Source organism: Cohaesibacter celericrescens (assembly GCF_002866925.1).
GTDB classification, from domain to species: Bacteria; Pseudomonadota; Alphaproteobacteria; order Rhizobiales; family Cohaesibacteraceae; genus Cohaesibacter; species Cohaesibacter celericrescens.
In genome coordinates, this window is sequence record NZ_PKUQ01000047.1 from 34870 (window position 1) to 51236 (window position 16367).

Genomic DNA, 16367 nt, shown 5'->3' on the forward strand with positions numbered 1-16367 from the left:
CGGAAGGTTAGCTGGCAATGCGCCCTTCACCAGGCTGAGGGACTGGGACGCCTTCTTCAGAATATTGTTTGAGTTTGTTGCGAAGGGTGCGGATCGAGATGCCCAGAATGTTGGCGGCATGGGTGCGGTTGCCCAGACAATGATCCAGGGTTTCGAGGATGAGCTCCTGTTCCACTTCGGACACCGTGCGACCGACCAGATTTCTGGTGACCCCCTCTGCTGCGATGACAGCATGAGCCACGGGGCCGGATGCCAAGCCGATAATGGTTTGATCCATGCGGCTTCCATTGGGCATGCGCAAGGCCTCTGCGCCGATTTCCGTGCCTGTTGCTAATAGAACGGCGCGGTGGATGGTGTTTTCCAGTTCACGGACATTGCCATCCCAAGTGCTGGCGTGCAAATGCCGCGCACAATCGGAACCCAGCTTGCGCTGGGGCAGGCAATTGGCTTGGGCATATTTGTCGGCAAAATGGGCCGCTAGCAGGTCGATATCTTGTGGCCGTTCCCGTAATGGTGGGATTTGCAGATTGATGACGTTGAGGCGATAGAGTAAATCCTCGCGAAATTTGCCATTGCGTACTTCATCCGACAGATTTCGGTTGGATGTTGCAATGATGCGGATATCGACAGGTACGGATTTGGATCCTCCAACCCGATCGATGACGCGTTCCTGAATGGCACGCAGCAGTTTGGCCTGCAAACGGATATCCATTTCAGAAATTTCGTCCAACAGTAGAGTGCCGCCGTTGGCTTCCTCAAACTTGCCGATCCTCCTTGCTACAGCCCCCGTGAAGGCGCCCTTCTCGTGGCCGAACAGTTCAGATTCCAGAAGGCTATCAGGAATGGCAGCGCAGTTAACCGATACAAATGGTTGTGTGGCGCGGCGGGAATGGCTGTGTAAGTGGCGCGCCAAGACTTCTTTGCCGGTGCCACTTTCTCCGGTGATCAAGACAGACGCATCACTGGGAGCGATCTGGTTTGCCAACTGCACAACATTGCCCATGGCAGGGTCGCGATAAATCAGCTCTCCCTGATCCTTCGCCACCGCTTCCAAAACGGCAGCAATGATTTCTGGATCAGGCGGCAGAGGAATATATTCCTTGGCACCGGCACGTATTGCATTCACAGCGGCACGGGCATCATTTTCGATACCGCAAGCCACTACGGGCAACGTGATATGTTCGGTTTCAAGCGCGGAAATAAGACTGGCGATGTCCAATTTGACATCGACCATCATAATGTCCGCACCACGGCCAGAACGAAGATGGTTCATAGCCATTTCGATGCTATCCGCATGGGAAACTTGAGCACCACGATCCAAAGCAATTTTTGTTGCCTGAGAAAGTTGGCCGTTCAGGATACCGGTAATTAGAAGGCGCATGATATTCTCCCAGCCTATTTCTCTGATTTAATAACTTCGGTCATCGTGACACCGAGTTTGTCTTCGACAAGGACGACTTCTCCGCGCGCGACCAGTCGGGCGTTGACATAGATGTCGACGGCTTCACCAACCTTGCGGTCCAACTCGAGTACATTGCCAACATCCAATTCAAGCAATTCACTGACCGGCATTTTTGCCCGCCCAAGAATTGCCGAAACACGAACGGGTACATCAAAAACGGCTTCTAGATCCGCTGCGTTTCGATGCACGTTTTCTGTTTTAGATCCGGTTGGCAGATCCATGGTTTGAATATTCTGTTCCTGCAGCGGGATGCCGTTGTTTTCTATTTCATCGCTCATACTGTGTCTCCCACTGTTTCCTGCCGGGCAAGCTGACCGACTGGTTCTGCTTCAGGCTCGGCATTTGGCGGTTGGTTGGTTTGGGACACTGCGTCCATCGGGGCTTCCAAGTCGGGCGACGTTCTGAGTGCTGACGGGGTGGGCAATGCTGTGCCGTCTTGCGTGTCGTCTCGATCTGCGTCCGAAGATTGGGTTTGTTCGGGCTGTTGGTCTTGGCTTTGAGGCTCGGTCATGGTGTGTGCATCGTCTGATACATCTTCAGTGGAGCTGTCTTCAGGCGCATCGTTCACTTCGTCTTCTTGATCTTCTTCTGTCTCGGGGACATGGGCAAAATGATCTTCGAGCAACTGTTCGACTTGCCGGATGGCGGACCGTAGATTTCGCCCAATGCCGCCGTCCGCCCATTCCACTTCACAATCGCCAGGCATGACCGCTGCATCAGGCAGAATGGACAGCTTGCCTTCAAAGCCCAGCTCTTCCATCTGTTCGTTGACCTTGGTGCTTATGTCTTCAGCAACGGCGTCGTTTAACCGGATCGAAATGTGAGGTGTTTTGCGCAGAGGGGCTAATACTTGGTTCAACAATGCCTGAATCTCTGCTTTGGGTTCCTGGGAAACCAGTTTTTCAGCAAAGCGGGAGGCAAATGCGAAAGCCAGATTGCTTGCATCACGCTCCAAGCGCTGCATTAACAGCCCCACTTCAGTGTAGACCATAGTGGTCTCATCGAGTATTTTTTTCTGGACGTGCAGGCTTTCTTCGCTGGCGAGTTGTTCCCGATTTGCTTGTGCCTTGGCTTCACCCTGTGCTTGCGCTTGCTCAACAGCGGCCGCAAGCAAACGCTCATGTTCCGCAACCGTAATCATCGGCTCGGGCGGAATTACCTCGACCTCTTCCTCAAACTCCGGCTCTGGGGAAGCGGAGAAATCCAGATCAAAAAGATAACGAGCGGCCTGTGACATACGTTCCTGTCCGGTTTGCCAAGTGGTCTTGCCAATGGCGGTTTGGTGGTGGTCCAACTAGGACCGAATCTGTTGTTTGTTGATCAGGATGATCTGATCGGTGGTCTAGTAAACCAACTCGTCCTCGCCGTTGCCTTTGGAAATCATAATCTCGCCGCGAGCCGCCAGATCTTTGGCCATGTTGACCATAGCGCCTTGTGACTCGTCTACATCGCGAAGGCGAACCGGACCCATGGAGTCCATATCTTCTTGCAGCATGGCTCCGGCGCGTGCGGACATGTTGTCGAAGAACAAGGTGCGAATATTTTCGTTTGCGCCCTTGAGAGCCAGTGCCAAGCTGTCTTTTTCGATATTCTGGAGCAAGGATTGAACGCCAGTGGAATCCAGTTTTGCCAAATCTTCGAAGGTGAACATCAACTGCTTGATCTTTTCTGCCGACTCGCGATTCTGCTCTTCCAAAGCAGCCAACAGTCTTGCTTCAGTCTGTCGGTCAAAGTTGTTGAAGATGTCGGCCATTACTTCGTGGGCATCACGACGCTGGGTGGTGGAGAGGTTTGACATGAACTCGACGCGGAGGGTCTGTTCAACTTTTTCCAAAACTTCTTTCTGCACCGCTTCCATCGACAACATGCGGTTGATGACCTCTAGGCCAAAATCTTCCGGCATAATGGACAGCACGCGCGCCGCATGGTCGGACTTGATTTTGGACAATACGACCGCCACGGTTTGCGGATATTCGTTCTTGAGATAATTGGCCAGAACATTTTCTTGTACGTTGGAGAGCTTCTCCCACATGTTGCGACCAGCTGGGCCGCGAATTTCTTCCATGATGACACTGACGCGCTCTGCTGGCAGGAATGAATTCAATAGCCGCTCTGTGGAGTCGAAATTGCCGTTCACGGCGCCTTTGGAAGACAAGCGGGCCACAAAATCAACAACAAGATTATCCATCATGTTGGGCGTGATACCACCCAGTTTGGACATGGCGATAGAGACCTGTTTGATCTCAATGTCGTCCATCCGGCTCCAGATAGGGCCACCATAATCGTCGCCAAGCGCCAACAAAAGAATGGCTGCTTTCTCGGCACCGTCCAGTTCACGCTCTTCGTTGTTAACGGAGACCGAAGCACCCGGATTTGCCAAATTGGCTATTGCACTGCCTGCCATTTTTTACCTCACGCCGCGTCTTGAAGCCAAAGGCGAATGATTTTCGCAGCTTCTTCAGGGTTGTCTTTAACCATTTCACCCACTTTGATCAGGGTGTCGGATTGCAGGGCTCCCTGCATTTGCGCATGCTCAATGGCCTGCATGGTCGGATGTTTTGGATCATTATTCTCAGGAGCAGGGATCAATTCCCCATTCTCTGTCTTGATCATTACGACACCGTCTGCTCCAAGGATTGCCTCTGCTTCTTCTTCTTTTTCCGGTTTTTCGAACATGCGTTTCATCAAGGGGCGCACGACCAGCAAAAGAACCATCAATGTCATGATCAGTAAGATCGCGAGTTCTGCTATTCTGATATAATCGTCTTTGGTAAAGGCAAAGAGCTCCTCGCCAGCGTCATCGAAGACTGACTCTGGACCTTCTGCAAATTGAAGGTTAATGACTTCAATTTTGTCGCCGCGCCCCTGATCAAAACCAACAGCAGAACGAACGAGTGTGGCGATTTGTTCAAGTTCATCTGCTGAGCGTGGCTGATAGACCAATTCGTCATTTGCATTTTTCTCATAAGCACCGTCCACCAAAACTGCCACAGATAACCGCGAGATCCGTCCGCCCTGCACAACTTCTGTCGTGGTTTTGCGCGAGATTTCATAATTGATGAGCTCTTCAGTGACGTTGGTGGCTTCTTGACGGCCAGCCGCGTCGCCCTGATTGTCGGCTGCGCCAGGCAGTTCGTTACCCACTGTCACACCGTCGTTGGATTCTTTTTCCTGACTGTTGGCCTCTTCGCTGCGGGTCTGTGTTGAGCGAACGACTTGTCCGTCCGGATCGAAAGTGTCCGATGTTTCGGTCACTTTATTGAAGTCCATCTCCGCGGTGACTTCAATACGGCTGCGACCTTGTCCTACAATAGAGGATACAATATCTTGAACTTGATCGCGCAGGCGACCTTCCATCTGCATCCGGCGTTCATCTATGCGAGCGGAGAGGAAATTATCCTCATTGCCCCGACCAGAAGCGAGCAAGCGTCCCTTGCCGTCGATAATGGTTACATTCTGTGGCTCAAGGCCTTCAACGGCCGAACCGACCAAATGCTGGATTGCCTGAATTTGAGAATCGTTGAGGCTCCCCTGAAGCTTGACCGCGATGGAGGCTGTCGGCGTTTTCTGCTCGCGTTTGAATAGCTGGCGCTTCGGTAGGACCAGATGTACTCGTGCTTGACGCACGTTGCGAATGGTGCGTATGGAGCGCGAGAGCTCGCCTTCAAGAGCGCGCAGGTGATTGATATTCTGCACAAAGCTGGTGGTGCCCAGGGTTTCGCTTTTGTCAAAAATTTCATATCCGACGTTGCCGCCGTTTGGCAGGCCACTTTCGGCCATTTGCATGCGCAGCTTCAGGATTTGGTCCTTGGGAGCTAGGATGACGGCGCCATCATTGCGTATTTCATGGACCACATTTTGTGCTTCAAGCAATTTGCTGATTTGGATGGAGTCCTCAAAGGAAATGTCGGTATAGAGCGGGGAGAGTGTTGGCTCGGCAACGCGCACCATGATGAAGGCAAAGAAACCCACCAAAGCAGCGGTCACCACACCCATAGCCGCAATCCGGGTAGGACCAAGCGTTTTGAGGAAATCGAGAATGCCGTTCACACTACTAACCTTGCCGCTTTTAGGGACAGAAACAAATCACTAGGCAATATTTTCCTAGGTGATGGTTAACAAGGTGTTAAGGAAGTGGTTAACAGATGGTTAATGCCGCAAAATGGGGTTGTATATTGGACATTTTTTTTGGGAAAAACCGGAGATTTGTGCGCTGCGCTTTGTATAACGCCGTTTGACAAGCGCTTGAGGGGGCGTTGACATTTATTTTTCAAACAAAAGGCCCTTGCCAATTTTGACAATGCTTCGTTCTAAAAATCTGTTTTTTGGCCCGGAATTGATGTGTATGCCGAACAATAAAAAAAGGTCGAGGGAAGCCCTCGACCTTTTCAATATAGTCAACAGCTCGGATTACTCCGAGATGAATTTTTCTTACCGATATTGTTGAACTCGCGTCGCTCTCAAACCTGCCAGACCATGCTGATCTATGGAACTTTGCCAGCTGAGAAATTCCTCAACTGTCAAAGTGTATTTCTGGCAAGCCTCTTCCAAGCTTAACAAGCCGCCACGAACAGCAGCAACAACTTCGGCTTTGCGTCTGATAACCCACCGTCTTGTATTTTCGGGTGGAAGATCAGCCACGGTCAAAGGACTCCCATCGGGGCCGATGACATATTTTACTCTCGCACGTACTTGATCGGTCATTGTACTCTCACACTCAACCTGACCTCATCACAGTTGAGAATAGAACAATGCCTTTAAAAAAGGACTAAGCCTCTGGATACACTTTGGTAATCATTTTTATCAAATTGGAGTGGTTTTTGCAGAATGAGAAAATCTGCGGGCAAAAGCCTGAAATGACATCGCTTTTAAAGATTGCCAGTTTATTAACTATAACGAACAAAGAACGCCATCAGTTGCACAATGCAAGGATTGGGGCAATCGGCTTGGGCAAAGGTTTGGCGCTCTTTAGGATTTTGCTTTGATCAGCTTGTTGTTGTTGTTGTCGATGAGGTGCCTACATATTTGATCTGAGAGGTTGGTACCTTCTGGCCATTTACCAACAACATGGGTTCACTGGATGTAAGATCAACATTTTCGACAACGCCAGTGGTATCGCTCGTGATGCTCAAGGCGTTGCCGTCCTCATCCTTGGCGTCTATCTGAATGGAGTAGGTGCCTTTGCCCATACGGTTGCCAGATCCGTCGGTACCATCCCATTTGTAGGATTGTTCTCCTGACGAAATGGACACGTCTGGCTGGTAGGATACTATCTCGCCCGCTTCATTGCGGATCGTGATGTTGGCGGTGCCTTTCTCGCTGGTGGAAAAGGCAAAATTTGTGCTGCCAAAATCCGATAGATAGCCTTGGGACCCATTGATTGTTACCGTGGTGCCAACGAAATTCAATACACCCAACGCGTTTGATGACGTCATCATGGATGCCAGATTTTCCAGTTGTTCGTTGGATTTGATCTGTTGTTCCACCGCGGAATATTGAACCAGTTGTTCTGTGAACTGGCTGGAATCCATTGGCTCCATTGGGTCTTGGTTTTGCAGCTGTGTTGTTAGAAGTGTCAGAAAGGTCTCGTAGTTTCCAATCAAATCTGCTTGATCGGTGGTGCCTGCGCTAACAGCTTGGGATGTAATAGATCCGATGGTTGTCATGTTTAGCTCTCCGAAAAAGCGATCAAATTACGAGGTTGAGCCCGTTCGTGGCGACATAGGCGCCCGAATGCTGAGGCTCAAGAATGGAAGGGGTGGGGACGTCTTCAACTGGGCGTTTGTCGGCGTTGTTTGCAGCCTCCTGATCGAACGGCTCATTGCCGTTTTGCGCCATTTGTTGTCCCTTGCCTCCCTGATCCATCAGCGAGAACTCCATGCCCTGTTTGTCTAGCGTCAACCCACTTTGTTGTAGGCTTCTTTCCAGTGTGCGCTGGTCGCGCATTAGAAAGTCCAGTGTTTCTGATTTCTCTACAAACATATGTGCGCGGGTTTGGCCATCAGACCCGATGGTCAGGCGCACATCCACCTTGCCCAAATCTGCCGGGTCTAGCCTGATTTCAAATCGGGTCTCGCCTTTTCCCGCAAATTTCGAAATCTGTGCGGCAAGTGCCTGCGAGTTGGCCATTACTGCTTGTTGGGGAATTTGGCCTGTCCGCGTGAAGCTCTCCATGCCGGTCAACCGAACTGTAGAGGCCTCCCCCTGCATTGGAATGCTTGCGTCCATTTTTATGGTTTGGTCCGATTGCATGGCCAGATCTTTAAAGCCGGTTTGTCCCTCGACTTGCGCCATCATTTTGGAGAAAGCCTCGCCTTTGGGCGCGCGACTTGGTGCTGGTTTGTTTTGCTCGCCTGTGCTTGCGGTTGCATCGGGCTGCGACAGTCCCGCTGATTTCTGACCAGTTGATTGCTCATCTGTCGTCGATCCATCAGAACCGTTTGTGTTTACTGGGGCTGTGCTGGCTTGCAAGCTGGCTGCTGTCGCTGTTTGCGATTTCTGGGCCTGTGCTGACGTTGCTATGGTTTGTACACCAGATTGTTCCGCCGATTTTGCCTCTGACTTTCCTGTCGGTTTTCGGGCTGGTGCCTCTGTCTGCTGAGGCTGTGCAAGTGTGTCTGTACCAACTGCCGAATTGATAGCTGTTTGAACGTTGGCCTGTTCAGTTGGCAGTTGCTCTGGGCCCTCGCTCGGCACCATTTCAGCCGCAGTTGGGGCAACATCAATGGTCTCTCGCTGAGAGAGTGTCGCTTTAGGAATTGTCTGTTCATCCAATCGCCCGGTCCCATTGGCTTCAATAGGGGGCGTTTGTGTTTCGCTCGTCTGCATCTTGCTTTGGATGTTGGCCTCGCTCTCTGTCATATCTGGAGCAGGGGCTTGTACTGAGGCCGTGAGATCTGCGATTGCGGGCGGTTGATCTGGTTGCTGAATCGCGCCTGCGTCCCCGATGTCAGTGGAGGCCACTCCTGCTTGAAGCATCGTGAGGTCTGGAGCGTCCTTGATACCTTCGCCTATCGGAGATTGCTCTGTATTCTGGGAAAACGGCGCAGGCTGCGGCATGTTAATTTCTACGCTGGAGGGTGATTGGCTCGGCGTCAGGTAAGAGGCCGTCACTGGCTGTGCAGGAACCGCTGCATGTACGTCGCCGTTGGCTGAATTGAGGCCTTGGGCCAATTGGTCAGCAATAGCACGCTCTGGCTGGTGCCCGTTTTTTTTGGGGAGGGAGCTTGTTTCTAACTCCGCTGGAGCGCCAGAAACCTCTGTCGTTGTTTTGAATCGATTTTCAGACGATAGTGGTTGTCCACCAGACAAAGCCGATTTGACATTTGCGTCGGCCTGAATCGTTGGTACGGTCGTGCTGTCGCCTTGGGCCGAGGAATCAGAAGCATCCACCGCAGCCAGAATTTGTCCATCATTACCCATTGTGATGGGCAATGTGATCGAACCATCGCCTTGCTGTGCGGCGGTTGCTTGAGTCTGGGTGTTTGATGCCGCAGTGATGCCGCCGATGAGCCCTGTGTCCGCGTTGACACCGTCATTCACCGGTTCTGATTCTGTGGATTGTGGTGTCGGCTCTGTTTCAGCATTGATCGCGCGTTGTTTGGAATTTCCGTTTGGATTCAGTTCAGAGGCATTCTGAGCCTGATGCGTTGTATCGGTTTTTGGGTCAGGGCGCTGGTTTATCGAGGCACCGATTGGCGCCTCTTTTACTTGGGACGCATCTTTCTTGCTCTTGTCATTGCGCACAGGCTCCTGAAGTGTATGCGACTTGGACGTAGCACCTGAATCATGCTGTTGCCGCTTCGATGTGCTGCTATTTTCTAGATGACGTTCGAAATTCGCAGACGACGCAACGCTCGCACGGCTAGCTTGTTGTCGGGGTGCCGGTGCCGAAGGGGTGGCTATTGTGTCGATCAAGCCAGAATACTGAGATACCATTATCATCCTCACTGCGCAGTGTTGATGATAAGTATTCAAGAATTGTGCCAGAAATTATTTTATAAATTATATATATATATCAATGTCTTGAGTTGTTTGTTGGATGGATGTTATGATGCGCAAGGGTCAGAAATTGCCGTGCTATGGCAAAAACTGCCGAGCTGATCCAATGATTTTTCCCATTTGTGCTTTCAAATCAGCCCAAAGACGCTATATAAGAGCCAAATGTAGTGTCGGCAGCTCAACAAAGAGGACCAGAGCGGCTGTCGATAGAAATAACAGAATGGAATCGATTGATGTTGAACAGTCTCGATTTGCCTGGTCGCCCCGAAGACACCCGTGTTGTTGTTGCTATGTCTGGCGGAGTGGATTCGTCGGTCACTGCAGCTTTGCTGAAACACCAGGGGTATGACGTCATTGGCGTGACCCTGCAACTGTATGATCATGGTAAGGCAATGCACCGGACCGGTGCCTGTTGTGCTGGTCAGGATATTCAAGATGCGCGCCGTGTGGCCGAGCATCTGGATATACCGCACTATGTGTTGGATTATGAAAGCCGTTTCAAAGAAGCGGTGATTGATCGCTTTGCCGAAAGCTATCTGGCAGGGGAGACCCCTGTGCCTTGCGTGACATGCAACCAGACGGTCAAATTTGAAGACCTGCTGGCAACCGCAAAAGAATTTGGTGCCGACGCGATGGCGACGGGGCATTATATTGCTTCCAAGCAAGTTGGTAACCGGCGGGTGCTAACCCGACCGACCGACGAAGATCGCGATCAGACCTATTTTCTTTTTGCGACCACTCAGGATCAGATCAATTTTTTACGCTTTCCTCTGGGTGGTATGCCTAAGCCTGAGGCCCGTGCCTTGGCGCGGGAACTTGGTTTGAGCGTGGCTGACAAGCAGGACAGTCAGGACATTTGTTTTGTGCCGACAGGCAAATATACAGATGTAATAGAGCGGCTGCATCCCGGTGCAGCGGAGCCGGGCGATATTGTGCATATTGATGGCAGTGTGCTTGGTGAGCATAAAGGCATCATTCGCTATACGGTTGGCCAGCGGCGTGGCCTTGGTATTTCATCAAGCGATCCACTTTATGTGGTCAAGCTGGATGCCGTGCGCAAACAGGTGATTGTCGGGCCGCGCGAAGCGTTGGTGACGCGCCGGTTAAAGCTACGTGAAGTCAACTGGCTAGGGCCTCAGACCTTTGCAGAGTTTCCTGAAACCGGCATGGAAATCTATGCTAAGGTCCGGTCTACCCGTCCGCCAAAACAAGCCTTGCTCTATGCAAAGGCAGACGGTGGTTTTGAGGTTGAGCTTTTGGATGGCGAAGAGGGTGTTGCCCCCGGTCAGGCATGCGTGTTCTATAGCGGTATCGAGCCGGAGGCCCAGCTTTGGGGTGGGGCATGGATCGCCAGTACCCAGACCGATGTGGCTATCCCCGATGTGGTTGGCACTGCTGCTGAATAGGGCAGTCCTATAAAGCATTTTCAATCAAATGATTATTAAAAGGCCGACCCTAACGGGTTGGCCTTTTTGTTTGTCGGGGTGACTGGGATGGCGCTGGCCACGCGCGGGCTAACACGGCTTTTATGCCGTGCGTTTTGTTTTGAGTGGCGCTTGGATTGGCCAATGAGAAAGCACAATGGCTGTTTCAGATCTCAATCCGGGCTCCCGGGCTCTGTTTGGATGCCGAGGTCCTTTAGGGTGACGATGCGGTTGCCGCGCAGATCGTTGGCGCACACCAAGAAACCGCGTTCTTCCATATAGGTGAGGAGGAAGCGGGCGCGGGACGGAGAGCGCGTGCCATAGGCGGTGGCCAGTTCCAAATTGGTAGGGCAAGGCTTTTTGCCCAAGGCGGCCTTTGACAGCAAGAGATACACGCCGCGCATATCCTCGGGCAACTGGTCTGCGATGGTTCCCGCCTGTTTCCATTGGTCTTCGTCGAGGGATTCTTCTATTTCATCAACACCAGCGCGGGCAACGGCGAGCAGTTGACGAAACTCCTGCAAATCCGGTGTGGTTTTGAAGCTTTTGTCGATGCGGCAACGGACTTGAAAATCCTGATAAAGCACAGATACTGGCTGGAAAGCGGCTTCAGGCTCTGCCAATAAGTCCACAAGGATCGCATGCAGGATTTCGTCGCGTTCTTGTGCGCTAATACCTGGATCCAGATCCAACTGAGGTTCTGTTTCTCCCGCAAATTTTTCATCCAGACGCAAGGTTGCTAACTGATGCAGGACCTGCTCGGTTGTCTGGGTAGGGGGGGCAATAGCCCGCCTTGGTTCATCGCCTGTGCCGGGCTTGAACAGCAAGTCATCAAAATTCTCGCGGTTTAGCTCTGGCATCGGCATTAATTTGGGGCTGGATGAGCGGGCTGAGGTTTCAACTGCGCCAATCTTGACGGTTTCTGAGCGCCGATAAAGGGCTGGGCCGAGCGCGACAAAATGGCCGCGATCAAGGTTGCGGAATGTTTCGGCCTGACGACGCTCGAGTCCCAACAAATCAGCGGCGCGGGCCATGTCGATATCGAGAAAAGTTCGACCCATCAGGAAGTTGGATGCCTCGGCAGCGACGTTTTTTGCCAGCTTTGCCAAGCGTTGTGTGGCTATTACGCCTGCCAGTCCGCGTTTGCGACCACGGCACATCAGGTTGGTCATGGCAGCGAGCGAAGTGCGGCGTGCTTCCTCGCTGACTTCGCCGCCTGCAGCTGGGGCAAACAGTTGGGCTTCATCGACCACCACAAGGGCGGGATACCAATAGTCACGGTCAATATCAAACAGGCCATTGAGGAAAGCGGCAGCTGCGCGCATTTGCCGGTCTGCGTCCAGGCCTTCGAGGTTCAGAACCGCAGAGATCCGGTGCTGACGTACACGGGCAGCGATCATGCTGAGATCGGCTTCTGTGCCGACGGCATCAACCACCGCATGGCCGTATTTCTCGGCCAAGGTGACAAAATCTCCTTCGGGGTCAATGACAATCTGTTGCACCCATTTGGCGCTCTGTTCGAGCAAGCGACGTAGCAAATGGGATTTGCCCGACCCGGAATTGCCCTGCACCAAAAGACGCGTTGCCAGTAATTCTTCGAGATCCATGTGCGCCGGTTGGCCCAATTTTATGGTCCCCAGATCAATGCTGACGGTCATTTTTGGTTTTTTGTCCTTTGGTATGTTCCGAACATGGCTGTCCTAATCCAAAAGGCTCTGACCCAAAGGGCGTTACCTCAGATACGGAGCTGATTTCTGATTGTACTAAGGGCCCTGATACGTGCCATGGGAAAAGCATTTCAGCGGCAACTTCTCAGATTCGGTTGTTTAGCACAAGAAACGGGTGTGAGAAAGATGTGATCGCTGATAGGCAGAGACAGGACTTGGAAAAAGAGGCACGAAGATGACCACGGATTCGGACAAAAAGCGAACAATAAAGCCACGCGATCAAGTGATCAAACAAATGATGGGCCCCGCTGAATGGGGCATGTTGTTGTTTCTGTCCCTTTTGTGGGGCGGGTCCTTTTTGTTTGTTGGCGTGGCTGTCTCGGAATTGCCGACGCTGACCATCGTATTTGCGCGTGTCGGCTTGGCTGCTGTTGCTCTGTGGGTTGTGATTCTGGTGACGGGGCGCCCGCTGCCGCGCGATCACCTTGCGTGGCTGGCCTTTTTGGCCATGGGGCTGTTGAACAATGTGCTGCCCTTTGGTTTGATCGTTTGGGGGCAACACAGCATCGCCTCTGGGTTGGCGTCGATTTTGAATGCCTCAACGCCGCTGTTTGCTGTTTTGGTGGCCGGTATTGTACTGCATGATGAGCCCATGACAGGGCGTAAGCTTGTCGGTGTCGTGGTCGGCTTTGTTGGTGTTGTGGTAATGATTGGTGTGGATGCTCTGTCGGGTCTTGGTGCCGGAATTTTGGCGCAGGTTGCGATTTTAGGCGCGGCGCTGTCTTACGCTTTTGCGGGCGTGTTTGGGCGTCGTTTTAAATCTATGGGTATTGATCCTGTGGTCACAGCTGCGGGGCAAGTCACCGGCTCTACCTTGATATTGTTGCCGATAACCTTGATTGTTGATGCGCCATTTTCATTGCCTATGCCTTCGATTGGTGTTGCTGCTTCAATCACCGCATTGGCGTTGTTGTCGACGTCGCTGGCCTATATTCTTTATTTCCAAATCCTACAGAGGGCTGGGGCTACCAATTTATTGTTGGTTACCTTCCTTGTTCCTGTCTCTGCAATCCTGTTGGGCGCGTTGTTCTTGGGCGAGCGTCTTGAGTGGATTCATTTTGTGGGCATGGTGTTGATTGGATTGGGGCTTGCCGCGATCGACGGGCGCCTGTTCAAACCAAGCCGGTCTAACCGCTAATATTGGGCTTGCTTGCGACGGATAGCGGCCATCTTTTTCTCGGCTTCCACGGCTCCTCGAAGGGTTGTGATACCGGACGCCTCCAGCAAATCAATAAGACACAAAAGCAGTTTTGCCGTGGCGATGGAATCTCCCAGTGCTGTGTGGCGCACATCTACTGGGATTTCAATGCCAAATTGTTCAGCTAGTGTATCTAGGGTAAGGCTTGAGCTTTGACCTTGTAAATGGGCTGCTAATAGGACTGTGTCCAAAACCGGGTTGGTGAATGTGACGCCGGTCTCATCCTGCTTGAGGCTGAGAAATTTCATGTCAAAGGCTGCATTGTGAGCGACAAGAACGGCGTCGCTGACGAAGGATTGGAACTTGGGCAGCACTGTTGTAGCAGCGGGGGCGTCTGCGACCATTTGATTGGTGATATGGTGGACTTGGGTCGAGGCAGGCGGAATGGTTCGCCCTGGATTGATATAGTGATCGAACACTTCTCCGGACATAATGCGTCCATTGACGATACGCACTCCGGCGATCGAGATCATTTCATCTTTTGAGGGGTCCAAGCCGGTGGTCTCTGTATCAAATACTACAAAATTCAACTCACGCAGGGGCGTGTCTTCCATGCTGCCCAGGTGGCGTTGTTCCATCAAATCAAAATCATAAAATTCCGGTCGTTGGGGTATGGTCTGGCTTTGGAACTCCATTGGGTTGTCGCTATGATGGTCTCGCGCCGTTTTTAATGGAAGGCGCAGATGCACAGTGCCTCTGGGGATTTTAACACACCAGAAGTCGGACTTGTGGCGATCTAAAACATCACGGCCCGTGATGCTGCCAAGGTCCGGGTCTAGCGGTTCATCAAGCCAACTGTTTATTTGTGCCACCGTTAGCGCTTGGTCGCCATGCCAGTGCAAGTCGATATAGATTTTGCGGCCGGTTTGCGTTGCCTTGAGCTGAAAAGCGCGATGGCCAGTGTCTTTGCTTATTTTGCGTAAAATATACTCTATCAGCTCGACGATGGTCACCGAATCGCAATGCAGCCAGACAGGTTCACCAATGAATTCACATGTTACGGTTACGTCTTCAGCGCTGTTGCGGCGCAAGATGGAGTGGAACAGCGAAGAAGAATAGACGTCGCTCATGGGCCAAGCGCTGGCCAGCATTTGGTGGGATTGGCTGTCCAGCTCTTCCAGCTTTTTGGACAATTTGGTAGTTTCACTAGCAATCATCTGTTCAAGAGACTTGCGTGTTGTCGCATCGAGTTTGAAGTCGCCGGCCAACATTTCTGCGGTGGCTTGAAGATTGGCTGCAGGATGGCGCAGTTCTATCAATGCGTTATGCAGCAGTCTGTCCCGCTCGACATTGTCTGCCAGTTGGCGGGTTATGTCTTCAAAACTGACCATGAAACCGTTCGGTGTGCGGTCGTCATCATTGATCAACAAAGACACGCGCCCTTGCAACGTGTGGCTACCGTCTGCGGTTGTGCCAATGATCAGTTGGCTAAGCCCGTCATTGTGGCGTGTGTGTCGGTTTTCTTTCAGGCGATGATCGAGTCGTTCCAGTGCGTGACGAAATGGGGCTGCGGACACCACGGAGAATAGTGACCGGCCCAAGCCCAACTCACCGGACACATGCAGTATCTGTAGGGCGCGATGGTTGTAGAGCAGAATTTTATGCTCGAGATTGCAAATCAATACCCCTTGATCCAGATCTTTGAGCACGCTTTCAAGACGTCTTTTTTGTTTGTTTGCATTGTCGACAGCATCGGATATTTGGTTGTCGGTTTCCGTGCGGGCCTGAATGAGAGCATTAGAAATTTCGGTAATAGCGGGGTTTAAAAAACCCAGATATTTGCCAGTCTCTTGGTCGATCTTTTGCGGGGCGTCCGCGTGGACGAGCGACCGTATATCCTTGACCATCAGTTTGATGGGGGCGGCGACATGGTGATCAAATTTTTGCCAGACCCAACCGGTGATGAACATGATCCCAAAGCAGGCCAAGCCGCCAAACAATACCAGATGCGGAAGGGCATCCGGGCCGATGCGCCCTAACGCAAAATAGAGGGCTGCGACGATGATGACGCAGGATGCCAGAGCGATAAGCGCAAAAAATAAAAAGATGCGAAGGCGGAGGCTGAGTTTTTCGAGATTTATCATTGTATTGGCCTCGTTTTGGCGTTGGATCGACTAGCTGTGATCACCGGCCAGAACGTCTCGTACCGTTTGCGCCACCATCCCCATTGAAAACGGTTTGGTCAAATAGGCGCTTGCGCCCAACGCCATGCCTTTTTCGATTTCAATGTCACGGCTGTGGGCGCTCATCATAATAATCTTTACATCACAGGTGGTTGGGGCGGAGTGGATTGTTTGGCATACGTCAAAACCATCGCGGCCGGGGAGGGATACGTCGAGCAGGATAACGTCAGGACGGGAGGTTGTTGCTTGCTCTATGGCTTTGTTGCCGTCATTTGCCGTTGTGACATTGTAGCCTTCGGATTTCATCAAATGTTCAAGCGCAAAGGAAATGGAGGCTTCGTCGTCTACCACAAGAACAGATTTGGTCATTGCGTGGTGCCTCCGCGAAACGTCAAAAATGTGAAATCTTGATCCCATGCATTCGAAATTTCT

Annotated in this window: 13 protein-coding genes; 2 read left to right on the forward strand and 11 right to left on the reverse strand. The window is 51.8% G+C overall.

Annotation, left to right across the window (positions count from 1 at the left end):
* Window positions 1-7 precede the first annotated feature (7 nt).
* From flbD to C0081_RS18360, 8 genes are all read right to left on the reverse strand, one after another.
* Window positions 8-1381, reverse strand: coding sequence for a sigma-54-dependent transcriptional regulator FlbD (gene flbD, locus C0081_RS18320; protein WP_101535310.1), 1374 nt, complete (start codon window positions 1379-1381; stop codon window positions 8-10).
* Between the two features lie 14 nt (window positions 1382-1395).
* Entirely contained in the window at window positions 1396-1683 is a 288-nt protein-coding gene (gene fliN, locus C0081_RS18325; protein ID WP_245418001.1) for a flagellar motor switch protein FliN, read from the reverse strand.
* A 53-nt stretch (window positions 1684-1736) separates the two neighbouring features.
* Window positions 1737-2699 (reverse strand): FliH/SctL family protein, encoded by a 963-nt coding sequence (locus tag C0081_RS18330; RefSeq protein ID WP_101535312.1) that lies wholly within the window; start codon window positions 2697-2699, stop codon window positions 1737-1739.
* A gap of 105 nt (window positions 2700-2804) precedes the next feature.
* Window positions 2805-3866, reverse strand: a complete 1062-nt coding sequence (gene fliG, locus C0081_RS18335; RefSeq protein WP_101535313.1) for a flagellar motor switch protein FliG — start codon at window positions 3864-3866, stop codon at window positions 2805-2807.
* Between the two features lie 8 nt (window positions 3867-3874).
* Complete coding sequence (gene fliF / locus C0081_RS18340; RefSeq protein ID WP_101535314.1) at window positions 3875-5512, reverse strand: flagellar basal-body MS-ring/collar protein FliF; 1638 nt, start codon at window positions 5510-5512, stop codon at window positions 3875-3877.
* Between the two features lie 381 nt (window positions 5513-5893).
* Complete coding sequence (sciP, locus tag C0081_RS18345; RefSeq protein WP_101535315.1) at window positions 5894-6166, reverse strand: CtrA inhibitor SciP; 273 nt, start codon at window positions 6164-6166, stop codon at window positions 5894-5896.
* 281 nt (window positions 6167-6447) lie between these two features.
* Window positions 6448-7128 (reverse strand): flagellar hook assembly protein FlgD, encoded by a 681-nt coding sequence (locus C0081_RS18355; RefSeq protein ID WP_101535317.1) that lies wholly within the window; start codon window positions 7126-7128, stop codon window positions 6448-6450.
* A 22-nt stretch (window positions 7129-7150) separates the two neighbouring features.
* Window positions 7151-9400 (reverse strand): flagellar hook-length control protein FliK, encoded by a 2250-nt coding sequence (locus C0081_RS18360; RefSeq protein WP_180966959.1) that lies wholly within the window; start codon window positions 9398-9400, stop codon window positions 7151-7153.
* A 293-nt stretch (window positions 9401-9693) separates the two neighbouring features.
* Here C0081_RS18360 and mnmA point away from each other — a divergent pair, with 293 nt between their 5' ends.
* Window positions 9694-10869: a tRNA 2-thiouridine(34) synthase MnmA gene (gene mnmA / locus C0081_RS18365; protein WP_180966964.1), complete on the forward strand. Its 1176-nt coding sequence runs from the start codon at window positions 9694-9696 to the stop codon at window positions 10867-10869.
* 191 nt (window positions 10870-11060) lie between these two features.
* On the opposite strand, the gene C0081_RS18370 is transcribed toward mnmA, so the two are convergent.
* Window positions 11061-12545, reverse strand: a complete 1485-nt coding sequence (locus tag C0081_RS18370; protein ID WP_101535320.1) for a helicase HerA domain-containing protein — start codon at window positions 12543-12545, stop codon at window positions 11061-11063.
* 244 nt (window positions 12546-12789) lie between these two features.
* Between C0081_RS18370 and C0081_RS18375 the strand changes: the two genes are divergently transcribed.
* Complete coding sequence (locus C0081_RS18375; protein WP_245417996.1) at window positions 12790-13752, forward strand: DMT family transporter; 963 nt, start codon at window positions 12790-12792, stop codon at window positions 13750-13752.
* Here C0081_RS18375 and C0081_RS18380 read toward each other — a convergent pair.
* A complete protein-coding gene (locus C0081_RS18380; RefSeq protein ID WP_101535321.1) occupies window positions 13749-15896 on the reverse strand; it encodes an exonuclease domain-containing protein in 2148 nt (715 codons plus the stop codon). The two genes, C0081_RS18375 and C0081_RS18380, sit on opposite strands and share 4 nt — an antisense overlap.
* A 30-nt stretch (window positions 15897-15926) precedes the next feature.
* A complete protein-coding gene (locus C0081_RS18385; RefSeq protein ID WP_101535322.1) occupies window positions 15927-16304 on the reverse strand; it encodes a response regulator transcription factor in 378 nt (125 codons plus the stop codon).
* Window positions 16305-16367 lie beyond the last annotated feature (63 nt).

Coding starts and splice junctions, on each gene's coding strand:
- C0081_RS18385 (WP_101535322.1), bottom strand. CDS start 16,304: ATGACCAAATCTGTTCTTGTGGTAGACGACGAAGCCTCCATTTCCTTT.
- C0081_RS18360 (WP_180966959.1), bottom strand. CDS start 9,400: ATGGTATCTCAGTATTCTGGCTTGATCGACACAATAGCCACCCCTTCG.
- C0081_RS18370 (WP_101535320.1), bottom strand. CDS start 12,545: ATGACCGTCAGCATTGATCTGGGGACCATAAAATTGGGCCAACCGGCG.
- C0081_RS18375 (WP_245417996.1), top strand. CDS start 12,790: ATGACCACGGATTCGGACAAAAAGCGAACAATAAAGCCACGCGATCAA.
- fliG (WP_101535313.1), bottom strand. CDS start 3,866: ATGGCAGGCAGTGCAATAGCCAATTTGGCAAATCCGGGTGCTTCGGTC.
- sciP (WP_101535315.1), bottom strand. CDS start 6,166: ATGACCGATCAAGTACGTGCGAGAGTAAAATATGTCATCGGCCCCGAT.
- fliN (WP_245418001.1), bottom strand. CDS start 1,683: ATGGATCTGCCAACCGGATCTAAAACAGAAAACGTGCATCGAAACGCA.
- flbD (WP_101535310.1), bottom strand. CDS start 1,381: ATGCGCCTTCTAATTACCGGTATCCTGAACGGCCAACTTTCTCAGGCA.
- C0081_RS18355 (WP_101535317.1), bottom strand. CDS start 7,128: ATGACAACCATCGGATCTATTACATCCCAAGCTGTTAGCGCAGGCACC.
- C0081_RS18380 (WP_101535321.1), bottom strand. CDS start 15,896: ATGATAAATCTCGAAAAACTCAGCCTCCGCCTTCGCATCTTTTTATTT.
- C0081_RS18330 (WP_101535312.1), bottom strand. CDS start 2,699: ATGTCACAGGCCGCTCGTTATCTTTTTGATCTGGATTTCTCCGCTTCC.